Annotated in this window: 12 protein-coding genes and 1 pseudogene; 10 read left to right on the forward strand and 3 right to left on the reverse strand. The window is 74.6% G+C overall.

Annotated elements, in window-relative coordinates:
* The 10 genes and pseudogenes from ACPCK6_RS14560 to ACPCK6_RS14605 all read left to right on the forward strand — a co-directional run.
* Positions 1-1180, forward strand: a pseudogene (locus ACPCK6_RS14560) (hypothetical protein); the annotation flags it as partial.
* Between the two features lie 2 nt (positions 1181-1182).
* Positions 1183-1581 (forward strand): hypothetical protein, encoded by a 399-nt coding sequence (locus ACPCK6_RS14565; RefSeq protein WP_318334594.1) that lies wholly within the window; start codon positions 1183-1185, stop codon positions 1579-1581.
* Positions 1578-5537 (forward strand): type VII secretion protein EccCa, encoded by a 3960-nt coding sequence (eccCa, locus tag ACPCK6_RS14570; RefSeq protein WP_423481355.1) that lies wholly within the window; start codon positions 1578-1580, stop codon positions 5535-5537. The genes ACPCK6_RS14565 and eccCa overlap by 4 nt, the downstream gene beginning before the upstream one ends.
* A 13-nt stretch (positions 5538-5550) precedes the next feature.
* Entirely contained in the window at positions 5551-6960 is a 1410-nt protein-coding gene (gene eccD, locus ACPCK6_RS14575; RefSeq protein ID WP_318334592.1) for a type VII secretion integral membrane protein EccD, read from the forward strand.
* A gap of 6 nt (positions 6961-6966) precedes the next feature.
* Complete coding sequence (eccB, locus tag ACPCK6_RS14580; RefSeq protein ID WP_318334591.1) at positions 6967-8322, forward strand: type VII secretion protein EccB; 1356 nt, start codon at positions 6967-6969, stop codon at positions 8320-8322.
* A 7-nt stretch (positions 8323-8329) separates the two neighbouring features.
* On the forward strand, positions 8330-11362 hold the full coding sequence (locus ACPCK6_RS14585) for a hypothetical protein (protein ID WP_423481356.1): 3033 nt from the start codon (positions 8330-8332) through the stop codon (positions 11360-11362).
* Positions 11363-11366: 4 nt separating this feature from the next.
* Positions 11367-14651: a right-handed parallel beta-helix repeat-containing protein gene (locus tag ACPCK6_RS14590; RefSeq protein WP_423481357.1), complete on the forward strand. Its 3285-nt coding sequence runs from the start codon at positions 11367-11369 to the stop codon at positions 14649-14651.
* A 32-nt stretch (positions 14652-14683) separates the two neighbouring features.
* Positions 14684-15004, forward strand: coding sequence for a YbaB/EbfC family nucleoid-associated protein (locus ACPCK6_RS14595; protein WP_423481358.1), 321 nt, complete (start codon positions 14684-14686; stop codon positions 15002-15004).
* Between the two features lie 119 nt (positions 15005-15123).
* Complete coding sequence (locus ACPCK6_RS14600; RefSeq protein WP_194802792.1) at positions 15124-15759, forward strand: helix-turn-helix transcriptional regulator; 636 nt, start codon at positions 15124-15126, stop codon at positions 15757-15759.
* 1 nt (position 15760) lies between these two features.
* On the forward strand, positions 15761-18226 hold the full coding sequence (locus ACPCK6_RS14605) for a hypothetical protein (RefSeq protein WP_423481359.1): 2466 nt from the start codon (positions 15761-15763) through the stop codon (positions 18224-18226).
* Between the two features lie 4 nt (positions 18227-18230).
* Here ACPCK6_RS14605 and ACPCK6_RS14610 read toward each other — a convergent pair whose 3' ends face one another.
* The 3 genes from ACPCK6_RS14610 to ACPCK6_RS14620 form a co-directional block, all read right to left on the reverse strand.
* On the reverse strand, positions 18231-20258 hold the full coding sequence (locus ACPCK6_RS14610) for an ATP-binding protein (protein WP_423481360.1): 2028 nt from the start codon (positions 20256-20258) through the stop codon (positions 18231-18233).
* Complete coding sequence (locus tag ACPCK6_RS14615) at positions 20255-22447, reverse strand: ATP-binding protein (RefSeq protein WP_396883496.1); 2193 nt, start codon at positions 22445-22447, stop codon at positions 20255-20257. The genes ACPCK6_RS14610 and ACPCK6_RS14615 overlap by 4 nt, the downstream gene beginning before the upstream one ends.
* 287 nt (positions 22448-22734) lie before the next feature.
* On the reverse strand, positions 22735-23934 hold the full coding sequence (locus tag ACPCK6_RS14620) for a cellulose binding domain-containing protein (protein ID WP_423481361.1): 1200 nt from the start codon (positions 23932-23934) through the stop codon (positions 22735-22737).
* Positions 23935-24020 lie beyond the last annotated feature (86 nt).

Genomic DNA, 24020 nt, shown 5'->3' on the forward strand with positions numbered 1-24020 from the left:
GCTGATCGAGGCGGACCCCGACGACTGGCGTCCGTCGACCCCCGACGCCGGTACGCCGCAGGCGCCTGCGGGAGCGGGCACCGGCGGCGCCGGACTGGTGGAGCCGGTCCCCGCCGTGCCGCCGAGCACCGGTGTGACGGTCCCGAGCACCGACGTGACGGCACCGGTCGGCGGTGTGCTGCCGCCGATGGCCGGCCCGCCGGGCAACCACGCGCCCGCCGGCACCACACCACGTACCGCACCGGATGCATCCGATCTGATCCGTCCGGACGAGACCGGCTGGACCTCGGCCCGGCCGGAGGACTGCGCGCCGGGCGACGGCACCGCGGCCGGCGGCCCGGGCCTGGACGGCTCCGCGCCGGTCGTCGACGTGCCCGGCCCGCAGCCGGACGGTCCGCCTGCCGGCCCGGATCCGGGCGTGCCGGAGGCCGCCGCCGAGGAACCCGCCGCGCCTGACGTTGCGGCGGCACCCGTGTCCGGCACCGGCGGTACGCCGGGTGTGCCCGTACCGGAAGTGGTCGTGCCGCCGACGGCGGTGGAGGTGCCGACGGTGGTCGACCTGTCCCCGGCCGTGGAGCCGCCCGCGGCCGTCGTGCCGCCGGTGGTCGGCGGGGTCGTGGCGGCTCCGGTGATCGTCGGCCAGCCGGGCCTGCCCGCCGCGCCCGGTCCGGCGGCGGGCCCACCCGCCCAGACGGCCGCGCCGAACCCGTCCGGGCAGCCGAACTCGCCTGCGCAGCCGAACCAACCGCCTTCGCCGGGCGGTGGCAGTCCGGAGGGGACGCAGCGGAGGACAGCGGTCGTGGCCGACGGTGAGGTGGCGGTCGCGGTCCCCGGCGCGCTCGGCCTGGCCGGCGCCGCCGCCGTCGCCGGAGTCGGCGGTCCCCAGGCGTCCGGCCGCGCGGCGTCCGGCGCGGACCCCGACGACCCGGCGCGGGCCGGTACGGTCCGGGCGCGCTCCGGTCGCGACGACGAGCGCGAGCCCGGCACCGGCCGGGAACCCGCCGCGGGCCTGCGCGAGGACGACGCCGTCTGGGGCGGTGACCGCGCCCGGCCGGCGGCCGACGACCACGTGCCGGTGGTCCGTCCGGACGACGACCCGGACGACACGGCGGGCTGGGACGACCTCAGCGACGCCGACTGGCTGACCGGCCCGTCAGCGGACGACGGCAGGGAAGGGTGACCATGTCGGAGACACCGCAGCCCCCGCGCGCCGTGTGGCGGCGGGTCGCGCCCGTGAAGGCGCCCCGGCCGTCCGACGGCACGCTCGACTTCTTCAGCGCCGACCTGGAGAAGATGCCCCGGTGCGGTGAGCCCGGCGTCAGCGACGCCGAGTTCACGGCGTCGCTCGCCGACGAGGAGAAGGCGGCTGCCGCCCGAGCCGAGGCGTTCTGGGCCGAGCAGGAGCGACGCCGCAGGGACGAGGAGGAGCGGGCGAAGAAGGAGAAGAAGCGCCAGGCCGAGGAGGACGACGACGTCAAGGTGGCCGAGCGCTACCGCAACGACCGCTACGCGGTGAAGCTGCTGCGCCAGGAGCGCACCGTCTGGGGCGGCGACGGCGCCGACGCGGGGACGCTCGGATGAGTACGGTCACCGTCAAGCGCCCGCCCCGCGCGCCGGGCCCCGAGGCACCGGAAGGCTCGATCGAGCTCCAGGAGCCGCCGCTGATGGCGGAGGAGGCCCCGCTCGACTTCCGCTCGTTCGCGATGGTCGTGCCGATGGGCCTCGGCATGGGCGCGATGCTCGCCATGTTCGGCCTCTACAACCGCACCCCGATCATGTACGTGATGGGCGGCGCGATGGCCGGCGGCATGCTGCTCATGGGCGTCATGCAGATCGGCCGCGCGGCCGCCGAGCGCAAGCGCAAGATGCGCGGCGAGCGGCGCGACTTCCTCCGCTACATCGGGCAGTTGCGCAAGCAGGCCCGTGAGGCGGCCGACCAGCAGCGCCGGCACGTGCTGTGGAACAACCCGCAGCCGGGCTGGCTGTGGTCGATCGCGATGGGCAGCCGGCTGTGGGAGCGCCGGCCCAGCCACGACGACTTCGGCCGGGTGCGTATCGGTCTCGGCCGGCAGACCGCGATGCTGACGTTCAACCCGCCGTCCACCAAGCCGATCGAGGACCTCGAACCGCTGTCGTCGATCTCGCTGCGCCGGTTCTCCGAGGCGTACCGGACGGTGTCCGGCATCCCCACCTCCGTCGGCCTGCCGAGCTTCACCAGCGTCGAGTTCGAGGGCGCGATCGACCCGGCGATCGACCTGGCCCGCGCCATGGTCGCGCAGCTCGCCACCTTCCACGCCCCGGACGAACTGCGGATCGCGGTGCTCGCCGCCGAGGTGCACCGGGGCCCGTGGGAGTGGGTCAAGTGGCTGCCGCACAACGCCCACCCCACCGCGTACGACGCGGCCGGGCCGGTGCGGATGTTCGCCGGCAGCCACGACGCGCTGATGGACATGCTCGGCCCGGAGATCACCGACCGGGGCGACCACGACCGGGCCGTCAAGCCGACCACCAGCGAGCCGTTCCTGGTGATCGTCGCGCACCTGGTGGACCTGCCGGACAGCTCCCGTCTGCTCGGCGCGGGCATCCGCAACGTGGTGCTGCTCGACCTGACCGGCGCGATGCCCGGCGGCCCGAAGGTGCTGCGGCTGACGGTCACCGACGACGTCGTGGAGTTCCCGGCCGGTGCCACGACCGGTTCGGCCAAGCGGGACGGCCTGGACCGGACCCAGTGCGAGGCGCTCGCCCGCATCATCGCGCCGAAGCGGACCAGCGGCACCCTCGAGGTCTCCGACGAGCCGCTGGACACCAGCTTCGAGCTGACCACGCTACTAGGCATCCGCGACGCGATGACCTTCGACGTGCAGGCCCTGTGGCGGACCCGGACGCCGCAGCGCAACCGCCTCATGGTGCCGATCGGCGTCACCGAGGAGGGCGAGGTCATCGAGCTGGACCTGAAGGAGTCCGCGCAGGGCGGCATGGGCCCGCACGGCCTGCTCATCGGCGCCACCGGCTCGGGCAAGTCGGAGCTGCTGCGTACCCTCGTCTGCGGCCTGGCCGCGACGCACAGCTCGGAGATCCTCAACCTGGTGCTCGTCGACTTCAAGGGCGGTGCCACCTTCCTCGGCATGGACAAGCTGCCGCACACCTCGGCGGTGATCACCAACCTGGCCGACGAGCTGCCGCTCGTCGACCGGATGCAGGACGCGCTCAACGGCGAGATGACCCGGCGGCAGGAGATGCTGCGGGCCAGCGGCTACGCCTCGCTGTTCGACTACGAGAAGGCGCGTGGCAACGGCGCCCAGCTCGTGCCGTTCCCGGTGCTGCTGATCATCGTGGACGAGTTCAGCGAGCTGCTGTCCAGCAAGAGCGAGTTCATGGACCTGTTCGTGTCCATCGGCCGGCTCGGCCGGTCGCTCGGCGTGCACCTGCTGCTCGCCTCGCAGCGGCTGGACGAGGGCCGGATCAACCGGGTCGAGGGACACCTGTCGTACCGGCTGGCGCTGCGCACGTTCTCCTCGATGGAGTCACGGTCGGTGATCGGCGTGGGCGCGGCGTACGAGCTGCCGCCCGAGCCCGGCAACGGCTACCTGAAGGTGGACACCACCAACCTGGTGCGCTTCAAAGCGGCGTACGTCTCCGGCGCGTACACCGGAAGTGGACGCCGCGACGGCGTCGCGGACGCCGGGGACGAGCCCACCGCGGACGTGGTGCCGTTCACCACCCGGCAGGTCGCGGTGCGCCACGACCCCGGGCCGGAACGCCCGGCCGAGCAGGTCGAGGAGCCCGCCGCCGACGCGAACGGGCCCAGCCTGGTCGAGGTGCTGCTGGACCGGCTCGCCGGCTCGGGTCCGCCGGCCCGCCAGGTCTGGCTGCCGCCGCTGTCCAGTGCGCCCAGCCTGGACTCGCTCATGCCGAGCGTGCTGCCCGACCCGGTCCGCGGCATGACCATCGACGATCCGGCCGTCCAGGGTGGCCTGCGGGTGCCGGTGGGTGTGGTGGACCGGCCCGCCGAGCAGCTGCGCGAACTGCTGGTGGTCGACCTGAACGGCGCCGACGGCCACGTCGGCATCGCGGGCGCCCCGCAGAGCGGCAAGTCGACGCTGCTGCGCAGCCTGATCCTGGCGCTGTCGCTGGCGAACACGCCGCGCGAGGTGCAGTTCTACGGCCTCGACTTCGGCGGCGGCGGCCTCGCCTCGATCGCCGGCCTGCCGCACGTCGGCTCGATCGCCACCCGGATGGAGCGCGACCGCGTCGTCCGGACGGTCGAGGAGGTCCTCCAGGTCATGGAGAGGCGCGAGGCCGAGTTCGCGCGGCACGGCCTCGACTCCATGTCCACCTACCTGGCCAAGGTCGCCGAGGGGGTGATCGAGGACGGCTTCGGGCACGTCTTCCTGGTCATCGACGGCTGGTACACGATGAAGCAGGACTTCCAGGAGCTGGAGCAGAAGTTCCAGGAACTCGCCTCGCGCGGCCTGTCCTTCGGCGTGCACGTGATCGTCACCGCGACCCGCTGGTCGGAGCTGCGTACCTGGATGCGGGATCTGCTCGGCACCAAGCTGGAGCTGCGGCTCGGCGACGCGATGGAGTCCGAGCACGGCTCCCGCAAGGCGGCCACCGTGCCCAACCAGGTCGGCCGCGGCCTCACCGGCGGCGCGCTGCACTTCCTGGCCGCGCTGCCCCGGATGGACGGCAGCTCCGAGGTGGGCGACCTGGCCGAGGCGACCAAGTCGGTGGTCGAGGAGGTCGGCACGTTCTGGCCCGGCCCGGCCGCCCCGCCGGTACGGATGCTCCCGGCGCACCTGATGGCCGAGACGCTGCCGCCGCCCGAGTCCGACTTCAAGTTCGTCATCGGTCAGGACGAGCAGCGTCTCGCCCCGGTCTGGCACGACTTCATGGCCACCCCGCACATGCTGGTCCTCGGTGACAGCGAGACCGGCAAGACCAACATGCTCCGGCTCGTCCTGCGGTCCATCCAGCAGCACTACCCGCCGGAGCGGGCGAAGGTCGTGCTCGGCGACTCGCGCCGCGACCTGGACACCGCGATCGGCGCCGCGTACCAGGTGGGTTTCGCGTTCACCGGCGACAAGATGCACGAGCTGGCCGGCCAGGCGTCGGTGTCGATGAACCGGCGGATGCCCGGGGCCGACGTCTCGTCCGAGCGGATGCGCAAGCGCGACTGGTGGGAGGGCCCGGAGCTGTTCGTCATCGTCGACGACTACGACCTGATGACGAAGAGCACCGGGATGGGCTCGACGCTCGACCCGCTCCTGCCGTTGCTGGCCCAGGGCGCCTACATCGGCCTGCACGTGATCGTCGCGCGCAGCACCTCCGGCGCGATGCGGGCCCTGATGGACCCGGTGATCCGGCGGATGTGGGAGCTGGGCACGCCCGCGACGCTCTTCTCCTACCCCAAGGAGGAGGGCAAGTTCCTCGGCGAGGCGAAGCCCCGCCAACTGCCGCCCGGACGCGCCCAGCTCGTCACCCGGCGCGGCGTACGCCTGATGCAGACCGGTTTCGTGTCGGACACGGCCCGATGAGAGAGGCTCGCTGGTGACCGCAGCGCTGAACGACCAACTGTGCCGGATCACGGTGATCGGCCCGGCGCGCCGGGCCGATCTGGCCGTACCGGCCCGGATGCCGGTGGCGAACCTGATGCCGCTGCTGGTGCGGCACACCACCGACCTGGCCCGGGTGCCCGACGGTGAGGTGCCCGACGAGTCGTGGGTGCTGCAACGCCTCGGCCAGGCGCCGTTCGAGCTGTCCGGCACGCCGGAGAGCCTGGACTGGCTGGAGGGCGAGGAACTGCACCTGCGCCCGGCGCAGGATCCGCTGCCCGAACTCGACTTCGACGACCTGGCCGAGGGCGTCGCCACGGTGGTCAACAGGCGGGCCGACAGGTGGCAGCCGGAGTACCGCCGGGTGCTGTTCCTGGTGCTCTCCCTGGTGGCGATGGGCCTGATCGCCGCCGTGCTCGTGGACCGGGGCCCGGTGCTGCCCCAGGTGGTCGCCGGCGCGGTGCTCGCGGCCGGGCTGTTCACCGCGGCGATCGTCAGCGCCCGCCAGCAGACCGACGGCGCGTTTCCGCTGCTGTTCGGCGGCGGCGCGGCGTTCTTCGCGGCGGTGGCCGCGTCCAGCGCCGTCGACGGTGACCCGGACGGCGTGGCCTGGACCGCCACCGCCGGGCTGGCCGCCGCCGTCGCGGTCGTCGGGGTGGCCGCGTTCCTGCTGATCGCGCAGCGGACCGTCACACCGGTCATGCCGTTCGCCCCGCTGCTGATCGTCGCGCTGACCGCCGCGATGGTGGCGCTCGTCCTGCTGGCCGGTGACGGCTTCGCGCTCACCGCGCCGCAGGTGTCCGCGGTGGCGGTGTCGGTGATCCTGGTGCTGATCGTGATCGCACCCCGGGCGGCGGTGAAGCTCGCCCGGCTGCGCGGACCGCAGCTACCGAAGACCGGCGCCGACATGTCGTACGACATCGAGCCGGAGGACTCCGACCTGGTCAAGTCGCGCGCCGACGAGGCGGACACGTACCTGACCGCCTGCATGACCGCGTCCGCGCTGGTCCTGCCGGTGCTGATGCACCACACCATGCGGGCGCCGGGCTGGTCCGGGTGGACGCTCGTGCTGGTGACATCGAGTGCAATCCTGTTGCGCTCGCGTACCTTCTTCGGGTTCTGGCAGCGGATCGCCCTGGTCGCGGCCGGTACCGTCGGCTACCTCATGGTGGCCCTGATGTTCTCCGACAAGCTCGCCCCGACCGGCCGGTACGTCCTGCTCGGCGGGCTCGTCGCCCTCCTGGTGCCGCTGGTGATGGCCGCGCTGCGGCCGTGGCCGCGACGCATGCTGCCGTTCTGGGAGTACACCGCCGGCGGGCTGGACGTCGCCACCGGCCTGGCCGTGCTGCCGGTGCTCGCCCAGGTGCTGGGGCTCTACGCCTGGGCCCGCGGACTCTTCGGGTAGCCGGCCGTGCAGACCCAGCGCGACCACGTCCACGCCCACCAGTTCATGATGGGCCGGCTGAGTTCCGCCCTCGTGCAGGGCGACCCGTCCACGGCGGAGATTCCCGGCCAGCGTGCCGTCACCGGCCTGGCCTTCGGCGTGCTCATCAGCGTCCTGGTCGTGGCCGGTTTCGCCGTCTACGGATGGATCGTCCCGGGCGGCAGCAAGGCGTACACCCGCAGCGGCGTGATCCTGGTGGAGAAGGAGAGCGGCAACCGGTACGTCTACCTCGACGGCGTGCTGCGCCCGACGCCGAACCTGACCTCGGCCATGCTGATCCAGGGCAGCGGCGCCACCGTGAAGCTCATCTCCAAGGAGTCGATCAAGGACGTGCCGCGTGGACCGTCGATCGGCATCGACGGCGCACCGCAGTCGGTCGCCACCGGGCAGATGGTCGCCGGCCCCTGGCTGGCCTGCCTGCCCGGCTCGGTCACCGACGAACCCGGCGACCGGCTCGGCCTCAACCTCGACCCGCGCGCCGAGGCCGTCGCGCTGCCGGCCGACCGCTTCGCCGTCGTCCGCGCCGCCGACGGACCCACCTACCTGGTGACCGCCGGCCGCAGGCACCGGGTCGCCGACCCGGCGGTGCTCGTCGCGCTCGGCGCCACCACCACCCGCAAGGTGCCCGCCCCGCAGGACTGGCTCGACTTCCTGCCCGACGGGCCGGACCTGGCCCCGGCCACGATCCCCGGCGCGGGCCGCTCCGGGCGGGTCGGCGACCGGACGTACCCGATCGGCACGCTGTTCCGGCAGCGGCCCGACACCGGCGCGGAACAGTTGCTGGTGCTGCGCCGCGACGGCCTCGCGCCGCTGAGCCGGACCGAGTTCCTGCTCGCCACCGCCACCTCGGGGGAGGAGCCGGTGGAGCTGAGCGCCGCCGACCTCGCCGCGGCCCGGATGTCGGCCGACCGGTCGTTGCTCACCCGCCTGCCCGACCTGACCGGCCTCACCCCGCAGGAACCCGGCCCGTACGCGCTGTGCCTGCGCCAGAGCGCGGTCGACGGGACGCGGTTCGACAGCACCGCCGTACTCGCCCCGCTGGCCCGCTCCGGTGTCCGCCCCGACGGCCGCGCGACGGTGCTCACCGCGCCCGGCAGCGGCATGGCGGCACTCCCGGCTCCGGTCGGCTCCGGTGCGGCGCAACCCCTGCCCACGTACATCGCGGACGACGGAAAGGCGTACCCGATCGGCGACCAGGACGCGGTACGGGCGCTCAGACTCGACCGGGTCGTGAACGTTCCCTTCCCGAGAGAACTGCTCGCGCTGGTGCCGCAGGGCCCGGCGCTGAGCATGAGGGCCCTCGCGGCCGCAGAAGTGGGGTAGGTCGATCATGGCAACCCGGTTCCGGGAACTGTTCGGCGGCGGCAAGGACCGCCCCGAGGGCGTCGTCCAGCACACCGTCGGCAACGCCCTGGTGGTGCACGCCGACGACGCCATCAGCCCGGAGGCCCAGTCGCTGGCGCTGTCCATGATCGAGGACGCGGAGAACGACGTGGTCGTGCTCGACCTCGGCGACGGCATGCCGATCAGCGCGTGGGAGTCGATGGCCGGGGTGCTGCCGCGCCGCCGCCGCGGCATCCGGCTCATCGCCTGCGGCCGGCCCGGCAACTCCGCCGCGATGGCCGGTCAGTGGCTCTCCGAACGCCTCAACCGCACCGTCATCGCCCCGGACGGCGACCTGGTACGCGGCTCCGCCGGAACGCTGTTCGTCCACTCCGCCCCGGGCAGCGGCTGGGTGCGGTTCCGGCCCGGCCGTCCGCCCGCCTGGGACGCCAAGCGCTACCCGACGCCGCGATGGGACCGGGCGGCGGTCGACACCCGGCCGTCCAGCGCCACCGCCGAGATCGAGCCGATCCCCGCCGGGGTCTGGATCCACAGCAACCGCGACCCGCAGGTGGTCGACCCGCAACGGCAACGGCTCACCGCGTACGTGCCCTGCCAGGCCGAGACCATGACCGTGCTGCTGGGCTGCCCCGGCACGCCGCCGCTGTCGCTCGACGACGTGGTGCGCTTCTGGCGCGGACTCGACGAGGAGAACCGGCAGCGGGTGCGCTTCGTGCAGTTCGGCGAGGTCCGCATGCCCGAGGGCGAGGCGTTCGGCCAGGCGCTCGCCGACCTGCTGAACACCGACGTCACCTGCTACACCGGCGTACCGATCGGCAGCCCCCACCGGTACGAGATCCGCACCGTGCTGCCGGACGGCGCGTTCGGCTGGGCACCGTACGCGCTCGAACTGTCCTACACGCCCCGGGCGCACCCCAACTCGCGGGCCCGCCGGCCCGCCGTGCTCAGCCACCGCCCGCCGCTGCCCGGCGCCGAGGAGGTCGCGCCCCGGGTCTACTGGTTCGCACCCGGCGCCGTGGTCGAGGTGGTGCAGACCGGTCTCTGGGTACGTTCCACAGTCGAGCCGAGGAACGCCGAGCAGGTCCGGTCCGCGATGCTCGACGCGGGCAGCGGCACGCTGGTCTTCGACGACACCGTCCACTCCACCGCCCACCGGATGCGGGAACTGGCGCTCGACCTGGCCGCACGCGTCGACGGCATGGCGGGTACGAGCCGCGCGCTGATGCCGGCGTCGGTGCTGGTGCCCGGCGCGAAACCGGCCAGCCGGGCCGAGGTGGTCATCGACCTGGAAGCCGAGACGCGGGCGGTGGGCACGACCGCGCCGGTGCCCGCGTACGTGGAGGCCACCCCGCCCGCGCCTGTCGCACCACCCTCGGCGGACAACGTGGTGGTCGCCGTTCCCGCCCCGGTCCCGGCCGTCCCCGCCGACCGGGAGCAGCCGGCCGCACCTCCCGCGGTACCGCTTCCGGCCGCGCCCGCACCGCTGCCGCCGCCGGCCGCGCCGTCCGTCTCCGAACTGCCGGCTCCGCCAGTGGTGCCGTTCGTGTCCGCGCTACCGGATCCGCCCGCGGTGCCGCTGCCGGCGGCGCCTCCGGTCGTCTCCGAACTGCCCCCGCCGCCGGTCGTGACGACGCTGCCGGCCCCGCCCGCGGTGCCGCTCGTCTCCGAGCTGCCGGCACCGCCTGTCTTGTCCGAGCCGTCTGCGGCGAAGCCGGTGCCGCTCGTGCCCGAGCTGCCGCCTCCACCCGCGGTGCCACTGCCGGCAGCGCCGCCGGTGGCGCCCGTGGTGGTGTCCGCACCCACGTCGCCGGTCGAGCCGGTGGTCGTCGCCGACTCCGGTGACGGGCCCTCGGCGGCACCCGTCGAGGACCCCGGGCGCGACGCGTACCCCGCGCCCCCCACCAGGCCGGCGGGCTTCGGCGAGCCGGCGCCGCCGACCATGCCCGCCGGGTTCGGCCATGCGCTCGCGGCCCCGCCGGTGACGGCCGGGCCGGCGGCGCCGGTCGCGGCCCCGCCGTCGATGCCGGTCGTCGCGGTCGACCTGCCGCCCGCCGGAGCCGGTCCGTCGCCGGTGGCCGCGCCCGCGCGGACCGGCGAGCCGGCCGCATCCGCCGAGCCCGCCGCACCTGCCGAGCCGTCGGACGCGCCGTCTGCGGAGCATGCCGGACCGTCGGAGGCCGCCGAACCGTCGGAGGTGGCCGCCGAGGCACGCGTGCAGCCGGTGCCCTCGGCCGGCGCCGGTGCCCTGCTCTCGGAGAAGAAGGGGCTGGCCGACGAGCGTGCCTGGCTGCGCCGCACGCTCAGCCGCGAGTTCGACGTGATGGCCAGCTCGGTGTCCCGGATCATGTCCGAGCACCCGGGCATGCAGGGTTCCGGCGTGTCCACGGAGGACGTGCTCGCCGACACGGTCGCGTTGCGGCTCTACCTGACCGGCCGGGGACCGGGCGTCGACGCCGGTCTGCGCTCCGGTCGCAAGGGACCGCACGTGCCGTTCGCGCGGTGCGTGGTCGCCGGGGTCTCCCGGATGCCGTCGTTCCGGGGCACCACCGTCTACCGGCTGTCGCCGACCGACGGGGAGTGGGCGCTCTACCAGGACCGGCGGCTGGTCACCGACTGGAGCTTCGTCAACGCGCTGACCCAGCCGTGCGCGTCCGAGGACGGCGACACCGACGTACTGATCTGGTCGATGACCGCCCGCCGGACCAGCCTGCTGGAACCGGAGGGGGACGAGCACGTCGAGGACCGGGTGCTGTTCCTGCCCGGCACGAACTTCAAGGTGCTGGACCTGCGCCGGCCCTCGGCGGGCGAGCGCGGCGCGGTCATGCTGCGGGAGATCGGCGCCAACGAGATCGACGACACCGGACGGGTCGACTCCAACCGGGTGTCGCTGGACGAACTGGCGATCACGTCGCTGCGGCGCAGCGTGGACCGCTGGGCCACGGCCGAGCCCCGGGTCCGCATCGGCGCGGCGGCCCGCGGGCGCCTGCGGGTGCTGCCCGGGCTGGACCGGAAGGGATGACGCGGTGAGTCGGCAGGTTCTTGTGGTGGGCGACCGGAAGCCGGGGTCCTATCCGACGATCGGCTCCGCGCTGTCCCGGGCCGAGCCCGGCGCCACCATCGACGTCCATCCCGGCCGGTACGTCGAGAAGCTCGTGGTCGGTGACCGGGTGACGATCAGCGCGGCCCAGCCCGGCACCGTCGAGGTGCATGTGGAGGAGGGCAGTGTCCTGGTCGTCCGCGGTGAGGGCGCCCAGCTGCGCGGCGTCACGCTCGGCAGCGCCGACACGACGCTGGCGGCGGTGGACGTGTACGCGGGCGAGGTGGCGCTCGACGACTGCCGGGTCAGCGGCGCCTCCTGGGTGACGCTGCTGGCCCGGATGCAGGGCACCGTCGCGCTGCGCGGCTGCGACGTGACCAGTTCGGCGGGCGCGGGCGTGGTGGTGATGTCGGCCGGGTCGAGCACGATCGAGGACACCGACGTCCACGACGTCGCCACGAGCAGCGTGGTGGCGGGGGAGCAGAGCGCGCTGACGCTGCGCCGGTGCCGTCTGCGGACGGCCGGTGCGAACAGTGTGTGTGTCGGCGGCGACGCCCGGCTCACCGTCGAGCAGTGCGAGATCACCGGCGCCGGCAAGCCCGCCCTGGTGGTCGAGCAGCGGGCCCGGGCCCGCATCCGCGGCCTGTCCGTCACCGGCAGCGGCAACGTCGACGTCTTCGTCCGGGGCGAGGCGGACGTGCAGATCAGCGACTCGACGTTCACCGGCGCCGCGGTGCAGTCGGCGCACATCGCCGAGGGCGCGTCGCCGGAGTTCCGGAACTGCACGTTCGGCGGCGCCGGGCACACCGCCGTGCAGGTGCTCGGCGGGGGCCGGCCGACCTTCACCGACTGCACCGTCGAGGACACGCCGGTGGGCATCGCCGTCAACGGCGGCGCGCCCCGGTTTTTCGGGCTGACCGTGCGGGGTACGCGCGACAACGTCGCCGTGCTCGCCGGCGAGTCGGCTGTCGTGCTCCAGCGGCTACGCGCCGAGGTCACCACCGGCGGCGGGGTGCTGGTCCAGGACGGCGCCTCGCTGGAGGGCACCGACCTGGTGGTGGACGCGGGCGAGGCGACGGCGCTCACGCTGACCGGCCCCGCGCGCGGCGTCGTCCACGAGGCCCGCCTCACCGGCACCGGCGCGGCCTGCGTCCGGGTGGGCGCCGGCGCCGACCTGACGCTGCGCGCGGCCCTGCTGCGCGGTTCCGGCGCGCTGGCCGAGGGCGCCCTCCAGCTCGGCGACAGCGAGGTCGTCGGCGCGGCCCGTGACGGCCTGCGGGTCACCGGGTCGGCGACCGTCACGCAGACCCGGGTGCGGGACGCCCGGGGCGACGGGATCGTCTTCGAGGCGGGCTCCCGGGGGTCGGTGAGCGACGGGGAGGTGCTCGGCAGCGGCGCGTCCGGCATCGGCGTGGACACCGTGGAGCCGGTGGCGCTCACCCGGTGCGTGGTGCGCGACAGCGTCGCCGAGGACGTCCGCCGCGCGCCCGGCGCCACAGTGACCACCGAGGCGCTGACGGTGGGCCGCCCGCAGGCCACCCCGGCGCCCGCCGGCCCGCCGGCCGCCGCGCCGGTCCCGGTCGCCGGCGACGGGGGTACGGCGGAGGACGGCGCGGACGAGCTGAGCGAGCCGCTTCGCGAGCTGAACGGGCTGATCGGCCTGCGCGGGGTGAAGCAGGAGGTCACCGCGCTGATCAACCTGATCAAGATGTCACAGGTCCGGCTCCAGATGGGCCTGCCGATGCCGCCGATGAGCCGGCACCTGGTCTTCGCCGGCCCGCCCGGCACCGGTAAGACCACTGTGGCCCGCCTGTACGGCTCGGTGCTCAAGGAGCTGGGCATCCTGTCCAAGGGCCACATGGTGGAGGCGGCGCGGGCCGACCTGGTGGGCCAGTACATCGGCTCCACCGCGATCAAGACGACCGAGCTGGTCACCAAGGCGCTCGGCGGCGTGCTCTTCATCGACGAGGCGTACACGCTGTCCAGCGGCTCGGGCGGCTCCGGGCCGGACTTCGGCCAGGAGGCCATCGACGCGCTGATGAAGATGATGGAGGACCACCGCGACGAGCTGGTGGTGATCGTCGCGGGCTACTCGGAGCTGATGGAGCAGTTCCTCGCCTCCAACCCCGGTATGGCGTCGCGGTTCACCCGCACCATCGAGTTCCCCAACTACTCCGTCGAGGAACTGGTCACCATCACCTCGAACCTGGTCAGCAAGCACTACTACGAGCTGACCGACGACGCGGTGGAGGCGCTCACCGCGTACTTCACCCGGGTGCCGAAGAACGCCACGTTCGGCAACGGCCGGGTGGCCCGCAAGCTGTTCGAGGCGCTGATCAACAACCAGGCGTCGCGCCTGGCGACCACGCCGCCCACGAAGGACAACGAACTCAACCGGCTCACCGCCGCCGACGTCGAACCCGAGCTGGCGCTGCTGGAGGACCTGCCGGTCGAGCAGGGCGAGCAGCCCGACGCGGCGACCGACCCGACCGGTGCCATCAACGCGTCCCGTAGCTGGAAGCGGATCTGCGGCCTGGTCGGCGGGCAGCGGGTCAAGGAGGCGGCCGGGCAGACGCTGCTGCAGCTCTGCGAGGGACGCAACCGGCGGCGCGGCCCCGGCCGCACCGGCAACGTGCTGCTCGGCGGCCGGGCCGGCAGCGGCCGCAGCGAGTACGCCCGGCTGTACGCCGCATGCCTGTCGGAGCTGGGCCTGGTGCCGGTCGGCCAGCTGGTGCGGGTGAGCACCATCCGGGAGCTGGCACCGCAGTGGCCCGGCCAGGCCGGCAGCCTGGTGGACGCGGTCCTCGACGACGCGGCCGGTGGCGTGCTCCAGCTCGACTACGTCGACGACGGCTCCGGCGTCGCGCCGGAGATCGCCGAGGCGCTCGTGGGCCGGATGCGCTCCCGGCTCGGTGATCCGGTGGTGGTGCTGACCGGCGAGGAGGCGGCCCTGGCGAGCCTGCGGGCCGCGGTGCCGGCGGTGAACGAGGTGTTCGGCCAGCAGTGGTCGGTGCCGGAGTTCAGCACCGACGAGCTGGCCGCGATCGTGCTGCGGCACCTGGTGCGGCGGGGCCACGAGGTGCCCGACGACGTCCGGGCCGCGCTGACGCAGCTGGCCGGCCGGCTGCCCGAGCGCACCGTCCACGCCGCCCACCAGTTCTCGCTCGCGCTGACCCGGCGCACCGGCTCCCGTACCCTCGCGCTCGCCGACCTGGCCGCGCCCGGCCCGGCGGCGGGCGAGCGGCTCGGCGGCCTGGCCGCCGTCGGCTGACCACCCGACCGTCACCCACAGAAAGGCCCGGCATGCAGCCCGAGTCCAAGCCCGTTCCCCCCTCGTTCCAGGAGTTCATGGAGAACGCGCAGCGCCTGGAGGACCAGATGCGCAACGCGCAGGCGGAGCTGGAGCGGGCGATCGTCACCGGCCGCTCCCAGGACGCCACGGTCGTGGTCATGGCCAGCGGCCTCGGTAGGGTCCAGGCCGTCCGGATCGACCCGAGGGTGTACGAGCAGCGTGACGCAGCGTCGTTGCAGACGGCGATCATGGAGGCGATCCAGGCCGCTGCCGCGAACGCCGGGCAGCTCGCGACGGAGAAGATGGGCCCCGTCGAAATCAATCTTCACTGACTGAAAAAAGTCTGACCTGCGGTTATGGGCAGATCTTCACGGATCGGCGCCCACCGGAAAGAGAGTGTGGAGATTTCCTGAAGGACTCTCCATGAGACTGTCAGCCCCTACTGACAGTGATGGAGATGGCTGTGGAGCAAGTTGCCGTCTTTGTGCACGCGCCCGACCCGCTGACCCACACCGGCCTGACCGCCCACCTCCGGTCGCGCTCCGACATCACGCTGCTGGACAGCGCGGACCGGACGCGGGCGCAGGTCCTCGTCGTCGCCGCGGAGCGGCTCACCACCGACGTGATCGCGATGCTGCGCCTCGCGGCGACCGAGATCGGCGCCCCGGTCGTCCTGATCACCACCGAGGTCAGCGAACAGGAACTCCTGACCGCCGTGGAGTGCCGGGTCGTGGCGGTCCTGCCACGCGCGGCGGTCACCGCCGAACGTCTCGTGCACAGCGTCCGGGCGGCCGCCTCCGGCGGCGGTGTGCTGCCCCCGAACCTGGTGGGCGAGCTGCTCAAGCACATCGAACGGCTCCAGCGCGACGTGCTCAACCCCAACGGGCTCAACGCCTCCGGCCTGACCGCGCGCGAGATCGACGTGCTGCGGCTGATGGCCGAGGGCTTCGACACCAACGAGATCGCCGACGAACTGCGCTACTCCGAACGCACGGTGAAGAACGTCATCTACGGCCTCAACCACCGGCTGAAGCTGCGCAACCGCTCGCACGCGGTGGCCTACGCCCTGCGCTCCGGCATGATCTGAGGTGATCACGCGCCACACCGTCGGCAACGCCCTGGTGCTGCACGCCAGCGAGCGGATCAGCACGGAGGCCCGTACGGTCGCGCTGTCGGTGGACCGGGATCCCGACAACGACATCGTGATCCTGGACCTGCAACACGAGCTGCCGTTCGACATCTGGGACACGGTCGCGACCGAGCTGCGCCGGCAGCGACTGCGCCGGGGCATCCGGCTGGTGGTGTGCGGCGCCCGCCCGGAGACCGGGGCGCTTGCCGGCCAGTGGCTCTCCGACCGGCTGGGCCGGCCGGTGATCGCCCCGTTCGGACGGATGATCCCGGGTGCGGCGGGACTGCTGTTCGTGCACGCGACGGATCTCGGCGGCTGGGTCTGCTACCGGCGCGGCCACACACCGGTCTGGCAGTCGAAGCGCTATCCCGTACCGGCCTGGGACGGCGCCGCCGTCGATCACCTGACGATCAGTTCGACCTGCGCCGCCGAGCCGCTGCCCGGCGGCGTCTGGCTCCGGGAGAGCCGCGACGAGGCCGCCGTCGCCGTACACGGAAGCCACCTCACCTCGACGATGCCGTGCCTGCCGGACGCCATGCCGGTCCTGGTGGGATGCCCCGGGACGGCACCGCTGCGCCTGGACGACATCGCCCGGTTCTGGCGCGGCCTGGCGCCCGAGGGGCGCGAGCACGCCCGCTTCGTCCAGTACGGCCCGGTCGCGCTGCCCGACGGCGAGCCGTTCGGGCAGGCGCTGGCCGACCTGCTGCGCTGCCCGGTGCGGGTCTTCACCGGCGTGCCCACCGGCCGCCCGGACGGCCCGGCCCTGTTCACCGTCGACGCCGACGGGCGGCCCGGCTGGCAGGTCTTCGCCGAGGAACTGGCCTACCGGCCCCGGGAGACGCTGGGGGCGAAGGCGGTGACGCCGCGCATCCTGCGTCACCGCGCGCCGCCGGAACTCGGCGAGCCGGTCGGCCCGCGCGTCTACCAGTACGCCCACGACGCGGTGGTCGAGGTGATCCCGTCCGGCCTCTGGCTGCGCGCCCCGGAGCCACCCCGGCACGCCGACCGGATCCGCGCGGTGCCGATGGACCCGAACCGCGTCCGGCTCGTCGTGGACGACCCCGCGCCGGCCGTGGCGGACCGCCACCGGGAACTGGCCGGTGACCTGGCCGCGCGGCTGGACCCGGCGACCCGCAAGCGCGCGGCGGTGCAGCCGTCCTCGCTCGTGGCGCCGGGTCGCCCGGGGCTCTCGGCCCGGGGGATCGAGGCCGGGACGTACCGGCACACGACGGGTCACGTCGCCGGACTGCCTCCCGCGCCGTCGGTGCCGGCGTCCGTCCCGGAGCCGCTGCCCGTCGCCGTGGCGGGCCCGCCCGCGCCGCCGGCCGGCGCGGTGGCCGCGGCCGTTCCCGCAGTCGCCGGTCCCGCCGTCCCGCCGGACACGACCCTGCCGGACGGCTCCGGGCTTCCCGGCCCCGGGTCGGAGGCGGCCGGGCCTCACGGTGCCGGGCCGGGCGTGGCCGGGCCTCACGGTGCCGGACCGGTGACGGCCGGGCTTCCCGTGGCCGGGCCGGGCGTCGCCGGGCTCGACGGCATCGGGCCGGACGCGAACGCGCCGGATGCGACGGCGCGGGACGTGGCCGGGCCGGTGCCCGGCGGCGGTGCGGGCTGGGCGACCAGCCCGACGATGACGCTGCCGGTGCACCGTCCCGCGCCTGCGCCCGTCCGCTTCCAGCGCACCCCCGGTGACGACGCGCGGGGCGTACGCCCCGGCCCCGACCTGGACGAGGAGCGGACCTGGTTCCGGCGGGCGTTCCGCCGGGAGATCGCCGACGTCGCCGCCGAGGTGGCGGACGTGCTCGCCGCGCATCCGGCGCTCGCGGGCGGCGCCGACGCGGTGGAGTACGCGACAGCCGTCCGCCTCTACCTCTCCGCTGCCGGCGACGGCCTCGACCAGGCGCTGCGGTCCGCCGAGCCGGGCGGTCACGTGCCGTTCGCCAGGTGCGTGTCGGCGGGCGTACGCCGGTTGCCGGTGCACCGGGGCGTCGCGTACGCCGGCGCCGAGCTGACCATTGCGGACCTGCGGCGGATCGCGCAGCGGCGGGTGCTCACCGACTGGGGCTTCACCAACGCGCTCGCCGAGCCGCCCGCCGACCTGCCGGGCACGGTCGAGGTGCTGATCTGGTCGGCCACCGCGCGGCGCACGGCGGCGTTCGAGACCGCCGACGGCGTGCCGGTCCGGGTTCTGTTCCTCCCCGGTACGGCGTTCACGGTGCTCCAGGTGCAGGAGCCGGAGGAAGGCGCCCCCGCCCGGCTGCTGGTGCGGGAACTGGCGGTGGAGGAGCCGCCGGTGGACGGGCGGGTACGCTTCGACGCCCTCGCCCTGGCCGCCCTGCGCCAGCACCTGGCGCGCCGCACCGGCCCGGGTACGCCGGTCCCGGCGGCCGCCGCCCGCCGGTTCGTGGGCGTACCGGGGCTGCGCTGAGGCGCTACCGGTCGAGACGGTCGCGCAGGGCGGTGAGCGTCGCCCGCTGCGCCGGCGGCAGCCGGTGCCCCGCCAGGGCCCGGCGTACCAGCTCGCGGGCCGCCTCCGGGGCGCGCCGGGACAGCTCGGCACCGTGCGCGACCAGCCAGCCCACCAGCCACTCGTCCACCTCGGGCGGCCCGGCGAGCAGGTGGTCGGCGACCCGGGTGACGGCCCCGCCGTCGTCCGCGAGCGCCTGTGCCGCGTGCCGGTGCAGCGTCGGCCGCAGCGCGGCGGGGATGCTGCCGGCGAGCGCCCGCCGCAGCACCGGCTGCCGGAACGCCAGCTCGCTGCCCGCGTCGACGAGGACGTCGGCGGCGACCGCCTCCTCCAGCTCGGCCATCAGGTCGAACGGCGACCGCCCGGTGACCGCCGCGACCTCGGCGACGGCGAACTCGTCGCCGAGCAGGGCGGCGTAACGCAACGACTCCCGGGCGCCGGGGGAGAGGTGGTCGAGGCTGGCCCGCACGGTGTCCAGCAGCGCGCGCGGCATGTCGTCGGCCCGCGCGTCGACCTCGGCGAGCCCGTCGACGACGCGTACCCCGTCCTCGGCGACGAGGCCGCTGACCAGTTCCCGGGCGTACAGTGGGTTGCCGGCGGCCAGCGGCGCCAGCGACCGCAGCGTGGCGCCGGGCGGTACGCCCACCGTCCGGCCGAAGATCTGCTCGATGTCCGACGGGGGCAGAGGGGTGAGCCGGATCAGGTGCCCGTCGCGGGTGCTCACGCCCCGCCGTACCCGGGCCAGGTCGCGGCGGCCCGGCTCGGGCCGTGCGGTCGCGACGAGCAGCAGCGGCAGCCACCGGGTCAGCGCGGCCAGCCGCTCCCAGGCCAGCAGGCTCACCTCGTCGGCCCACTGGAGGTGGTCGACGGCCAGCACCAGCGGGCCCGTCGCGGTGAGCCCGCGGACGTGGTCGAGCACCCGGTCGACGGCGGAGGCCGGGTCGTCGTGCGGCGCGTCCTCCAGGCGCAGCGCCCGGCGCATCACGTGCAGCGGGATGCGGCTGCTGAGTTCCTCGGCGCTGCCGCGCGCGACCCGGTGGCCCCGGGCCCGCGCCTCGTGCAGCGTCGCGTCGAGCAGCGCGGACTTGCCGATGCCCGGCTCGCCCTCGATCCACACGATCGCGCTGCGGCCCTCGCCCACCGCGTCCAGCAGGTCGCGCAGCAGCGCCAGTTCGGCGTCGCGTCCGACCAGGCGTCCCCGTCGCGGTACGGCCGGCGCCGCTACCGCTGCCGGTGCCACCGGTACCGGCGGTGCCGGCTCGGCGAGGATGCGGCCCTGCAGCTCGCGCAGCGCCGGGCCGGGCTCGACGCCGAGTTCGTTCACGAGCACCCGGCGCGCCGCGTGGAAGACGTCCAGGGCCTCGGTGCCCCGGCCGGCCCGGTGCAGCGCGCGCATCAGCAGCTCGTGGAACGGCTCGTGCAGGGGATGGTCGCGGACCAGTGCGGTCAGGTCGGCGATCAGCGTGTCGTCGCCGCCGCCGGCCAGGACCAGCCGGGCCCGCCGCTCCGCCGCGGCGATCCGCAGCTCGGCCAGGCGGTGCCGGTCGAGGTCGGCGAAGAGTCCGGTGACGTTCGCGTACGCCTCGCCCCGCCAGAGCGCGAGCGCCTCGTCGAGCAGGGTGACCGCCGGTCCGGGCCGCCCGGCGCCGGCCTGCGCCCCGGCCGCCTCGCACAGCGTCTCGAACCGGTCGGCGTCCAGCGCGCCCGGTTCGAGGCGCAGCGTGTATCCGGCCCGCCCGGAACGCAGCAGCCCACCGGCCGGGCCCAGGGCGCGCCGCAGACCGGAGACGTAGGTGTAGATGTTGCCCGCCGCGGCGCTCGGCGCCGACTCGCCCCACAACGCCCGGATCAGTTCGGCGCGGGTGACCGGGCGGTTGGCGTTCGCGGCCAGCATCGCGAACAGGGCCCGCCGCCGGGCCGGTCCGAGGTCGATCTCGACCTCGCCGTTCCAGGCGCGTACCGGGCCCAGAACGGAGACGCGCAGTCTCCTCACCGCTGCCCGACGACCGCCGGGCCGACGTTCGCCGAGGGCCCGTCCGGGCCGGCGATCCGGTTCATCTCGGCGCGCGTGGCGGCGTCCCCGGTGTGCGCCGACACCCAGGTCGCCTCGGCGCGGGCGGGCAGGCCGCAGCGGTGCAGCACCCGGGCCAGTTCCGCGGTGAGCAGCTCGCGGGACGACGCGGAGAGGCCGGGCGAAGCGACGGCGTGGCGCAGCACCGCGATCGCGGGCGCGGGTGCGGCGGCGCCCAGCTGCGCGGCGTGCGCGGTCAGCCAGTCCTGCACCCAGGCGTCGACCGGCACCGGCCCGGCCAGCAGCTGGCCCGCGACCCGGCCGAGGTCGCCGCCGGCCTCGGCGAGCCGCTGGGCGAACTGCCTGTGCATCAGCACCCGCAGCGCGGTCGGGATCGCGCCGCGCAGGACCCGGCGGATGACCGGATGCCGGAACCGCAGGCGGCGTCCGTCCTCGACGAGGATCCCGGCGGCCAGCGCCTCCTCCACCGCGGGTACGAGTTCCGGCGCCGACTTGCCGGTGACCGCGGCCAGGTCGGCCACCAGGTAGTTGTTGCCGAGGAACGCGATCGCCCGCAGCAGCTGGCGGGTGTCGTCGGCGAGTGGTTGCAGGTGCCGGGAGACCGCGTCGGTCAGTTCCGGTCCGGGTGTGTCGGCGGTCCGGCCGTCGCGGTCGGCGAGGACGAGATGCCGCAGGTAGTACGGGTTCCCGGCGGCCGCCGCGACGAACGAGCGCACGGTGCCGGGGCCCGGGCCGGGTGGACGGGTCCAGGCGCGGACCAGGCCGGTCGCGGTGTCGTCGTCGAGCGGGCCGAGGTCGACGAGCGTGGTGCCGTCGCGGGGCAGCACCCGGCGCAGGAGCCGTACCTCGTATCCGGCCGGGACCGGCCGGGCGGCGGAGACGAGCAGCAGCGGCAGCCGGGTGGTGAGCTTGTGCAGCGCGTGCCAGACCAGCAGCGACATGTCGTCGGCCCACTGGAGGTCGTCCAGGACCAGCAGCAGCGGCCGTTCGGCGCACCGCGCGACCACGAACCGCTGGACCGTGTCGATGACGGTCATGGTCGGTGGCGCCCCGCCGGTGCAGGCGTGCAGCGAGGCGGGCAGGCCGTCGGAGTCGTTGCCCAGGGACAGGCACTCCAGCACGATGCTCAACGGCATCCGGTACGCCAGCTCGTCGCCGACGGCCCAGCCGACCTGGACGCCGAGCGGCGCCGCGCCGCTGAGCCCCTCGGCCAGCAGCGCTGACTTGCCGATGCCCGCCTCGCCGCTGATCCACATGCTGCCGCCGCGTCCGCCGGCGAGGCCGGTGACCGCCGCGCGCAGCCGGGCCAGCGCGGCGGAACGGCCCCGGAAGCCGGGGTGCCGGGCCGGGACCGGTCCCGGGCCGCGTACCGGGGCCGCGGTGGCGCCGGACAGTTGGTCGTGGATCTGCCGGACGGCCGCGGCGGGTTCGGTGCCCGCCTCCTCGACCAGCCGGTCGCGCAGCGTGGCGTAGAGCGCGAGCGCCTCGGCGGTACGGCCCTGCGCGGCCAGCGCCCGCATCGCCACCGCGTACAGGCTCTCCCGGGCCGGGTGGCGGTCGACGAGCGTGAGCAGGCGGTCGACGACCTCGGCGCCGCGTCCGAGGCCCAGCATCAGCTCGGCCTGGCGTTCCACAGTGGTCAGGTACAGCTCGCCGAGCCGGATCCGGTGGCCGGCCGCCCGCGGGCCCGGTACGCCGACGAGCGCCTCGTCGCCCCGCCACTGCGCCAGCGCGGCGTCCAGCGCTGCCAGTTCGCCCGTCGTGTCCCCGGCGGCGCGGGGCGCGCGGCTGCGTTCGCGCCACCGCTCGAACCGGTGGACGTCGACGGCGTCGGCGTCGACGTGCAGCCGGTAGCTGCCGCCCTCGGAGGTGAGCACCCGGCCGGAGGACCACCTGTCGCGGTCCGGTTCGAGCATGCGGCGCAGGGCGGAGACGTACGTGTAGAGGTTGCCGGTCGCGCTGGCCGGCGGATCGTCACCCCAGACGGCGGAGATCAGTTCGTCCCGGGACAGGCCCCGTTCCGGGGTGAGCGCCAGCGCGCTGAAGACGGCCCGGCGCTGGGCCGAGCGCAGCGGCAGTTCCCGCCCGGCGAACGTGATCCGGAGACTGCCCAGCAAGCGGATGTCGAAGCCACTGCACTGTGCCGTCATGCCGTCCTCGTGGTGACCGGATACCTGTCTCGGTGACAACCGTTCGGCGGAACCCTAGCTCAACCATCTACCATGTCAACTTCATGTGGATGGCCGAAAAGCTTACGGCGCAGGGCTTTCCGGTGCGCGTACCGTTCATCTCCGGCCGCCGCCGGTCGCGCGAGCAGGCAGTCTGTCCGAGGCCGGTCCGTACCGTCCACGACGGACCGGGCCGGGGCCGGGCGTCCCGGCGAGACGATACTCACCCCGGCGGGGCCGGCGTCCGGCGCCGGCCCCGCCGAGATGGTTCAGCTGCCGGTGCAGGTGGCGGTGGCGCCCCCGCCGGTCCCGGTGCCCTGGAATCCGAAGGTGGTGCTCTGCCCCGCGCCGAGCCGTCCGTTGTAGCTCTGGTTCGCCACGGTGACGGTGCCGCTGGTGCCGCTGGGCACGCCGTTCCACAGTGAGCTGATCGCGGCGCCGCCGGGAAGGGTGAGCGTGACGCGCCAGCCGGTCAGCGCGGTGCTACCCGCGGTCACCGTCACGTTTGCGACGAAGCCGCCGTTCCACTGGTCCTGGACGGCGTAGACGGCGGTGCAGGAGGCCCCGCCCGGCGGCGGCGTGGTCGGCGGCGGCGTGGTGGGCGGCGGGGTCGTGGGCGGCGGGCCGTCGAGCGTCAGGTTCTTCTGCTGGACGCTCCACTGGGTGCGGCACAGACCGCAGTCGGGGCCGACGAAGGTGGCGCCGGCGCTGACGTCGCCCTTCAGGCGCCACTTGAGATAGAGCACCGCGACCCGGCCGAACTCGCCACCGTTGGGCTGGTCGTACGTGCCGCCGTGCCCGACGTTCAGGTTGCCCATGAAGGCGGGCAGCCCGGTCGGCAGCTTGCCCCAGTCGTCCATCGCGTTCGGGTAGGCGATGTCGCTGGGCCCGCCGACGAAGTACGCGATCGGCTTGGTGAGTCGCCGCAGCTGGTAGTCGTCGGCGTCGTTGAGCAGGCCGCTGCTGAAGATGCCGGTGGTGGTGACGCGCGGGTCGTTCGAGACCGCGTACGCCTCCAGGCCGCCGCAGGAGAAGCCGGCCACGGCGATCTTCGTGGTGTCGATCCGGTTGTGGTACTTGCTGCCCGACCGGGAGTTCTCCGCCACCGCCCAGTCGATGGACTGGGTGAGCATCTGGGCGTTCGTGGAGCCGGAGCCGTTCGGCGCGCCGTTGGCGATGGCGAGGAAGCCGTGGGAGGCGATCTCGCGCAGGAAGGTGCCCTGCGACAGGCCGTTGGCCGAGCACGCGCCGTTGCCCCACACCAGGACGGGGAGACGCTCGGACGGGAGCGTCTGGGGCCGGAAGATGGTGTGGCTGGGCAGGCTCGACGAGGTCTCGTAGTCGGCGGGGTAGGGCCCCGAGCCGCCGATCGCGGCGCCGGCGGGTGTGGCGCCGAGCGCCACGATCACGGAGGCGAGCGGGACGAGGGCGGCGGCCAGCCCCGCGTAGATCTTCGATCGTCTTCTCATGCGTCCTCCAGGGGACGTCGTCGACGGCGCTCCCTGGACGGTGGTGGTGGCGGTGTGCCGGCCACGTCGGTGTGGCGCCGCCGCGA

This window comes from Micromonospora sp. AB353 (assembly GCF_049538395.1).
GTDB classification, from domain to species: domain Bacteria; phylum Actinomycetota; class Actinomycetes; order Mycobacteriales; family Micromonosporaceae; genus Micromonospora; species Micromonospora aurantiaca.

What these genes read in the sequence shown, in the direction of transcription:
- ACPCK6_RS14565 (WP_318334594.1), top strand. Translation starts at nt 1,183, where the DNA reads ATGTCGGAGACACCGCAGCCCCCGCGCGCCGTGTGGCGGCGGGTCGCG.
- eccCa (WP_423481355.1), top strand. Translation starts at nt 1,578, where the DNA reads ATGAGTACGGTCACCGTCAAGCGCCCGCCCCGCGCGCCGGGCCCCGAG.
- ACPCK6_RS14585 (WP_423481356.1), top strand. Translation starts at nt 8,330, where the DNA reads ATGGCAACCCGGTTCCGGGAACTGTTCGGCGGCGGCAAGGACCGCCCC.
- ACPCK6_RS14595 (WP_423481358.1), top strand. Translation starts at nt 14,684, where the DNA reads ATGCAGCCCGAGTCCAAGCCCGTTCCCCCCTCGTTCCAGGAGTTCATG.
- ACPCK6_RS14600 (WP_194802792.1), top strand. Translation starts at nt 15,124, where the DNA reads ATGGAGATGGCTGTGGAGCAAGTTGCCGTCTTTGTGCACGCGCCCGAC.
- ACPCK6_RS14615 (WP_396883496.1), bottom strand. Translation starts at nt 22,447, where the DNA reads ATGACGGCACAGTGCAGTGGCTTCGACATCCGCTTGCTGGGCAGTCTC.
- ACPCK6_RS14620 (WP_423481361.1), bottom strand. Translation starts at nt 23,934, where the DNA reads ATGAGAAGACGATCGAAGATCTACGCGGGGCTGGCCGCCGCCCTCGTC.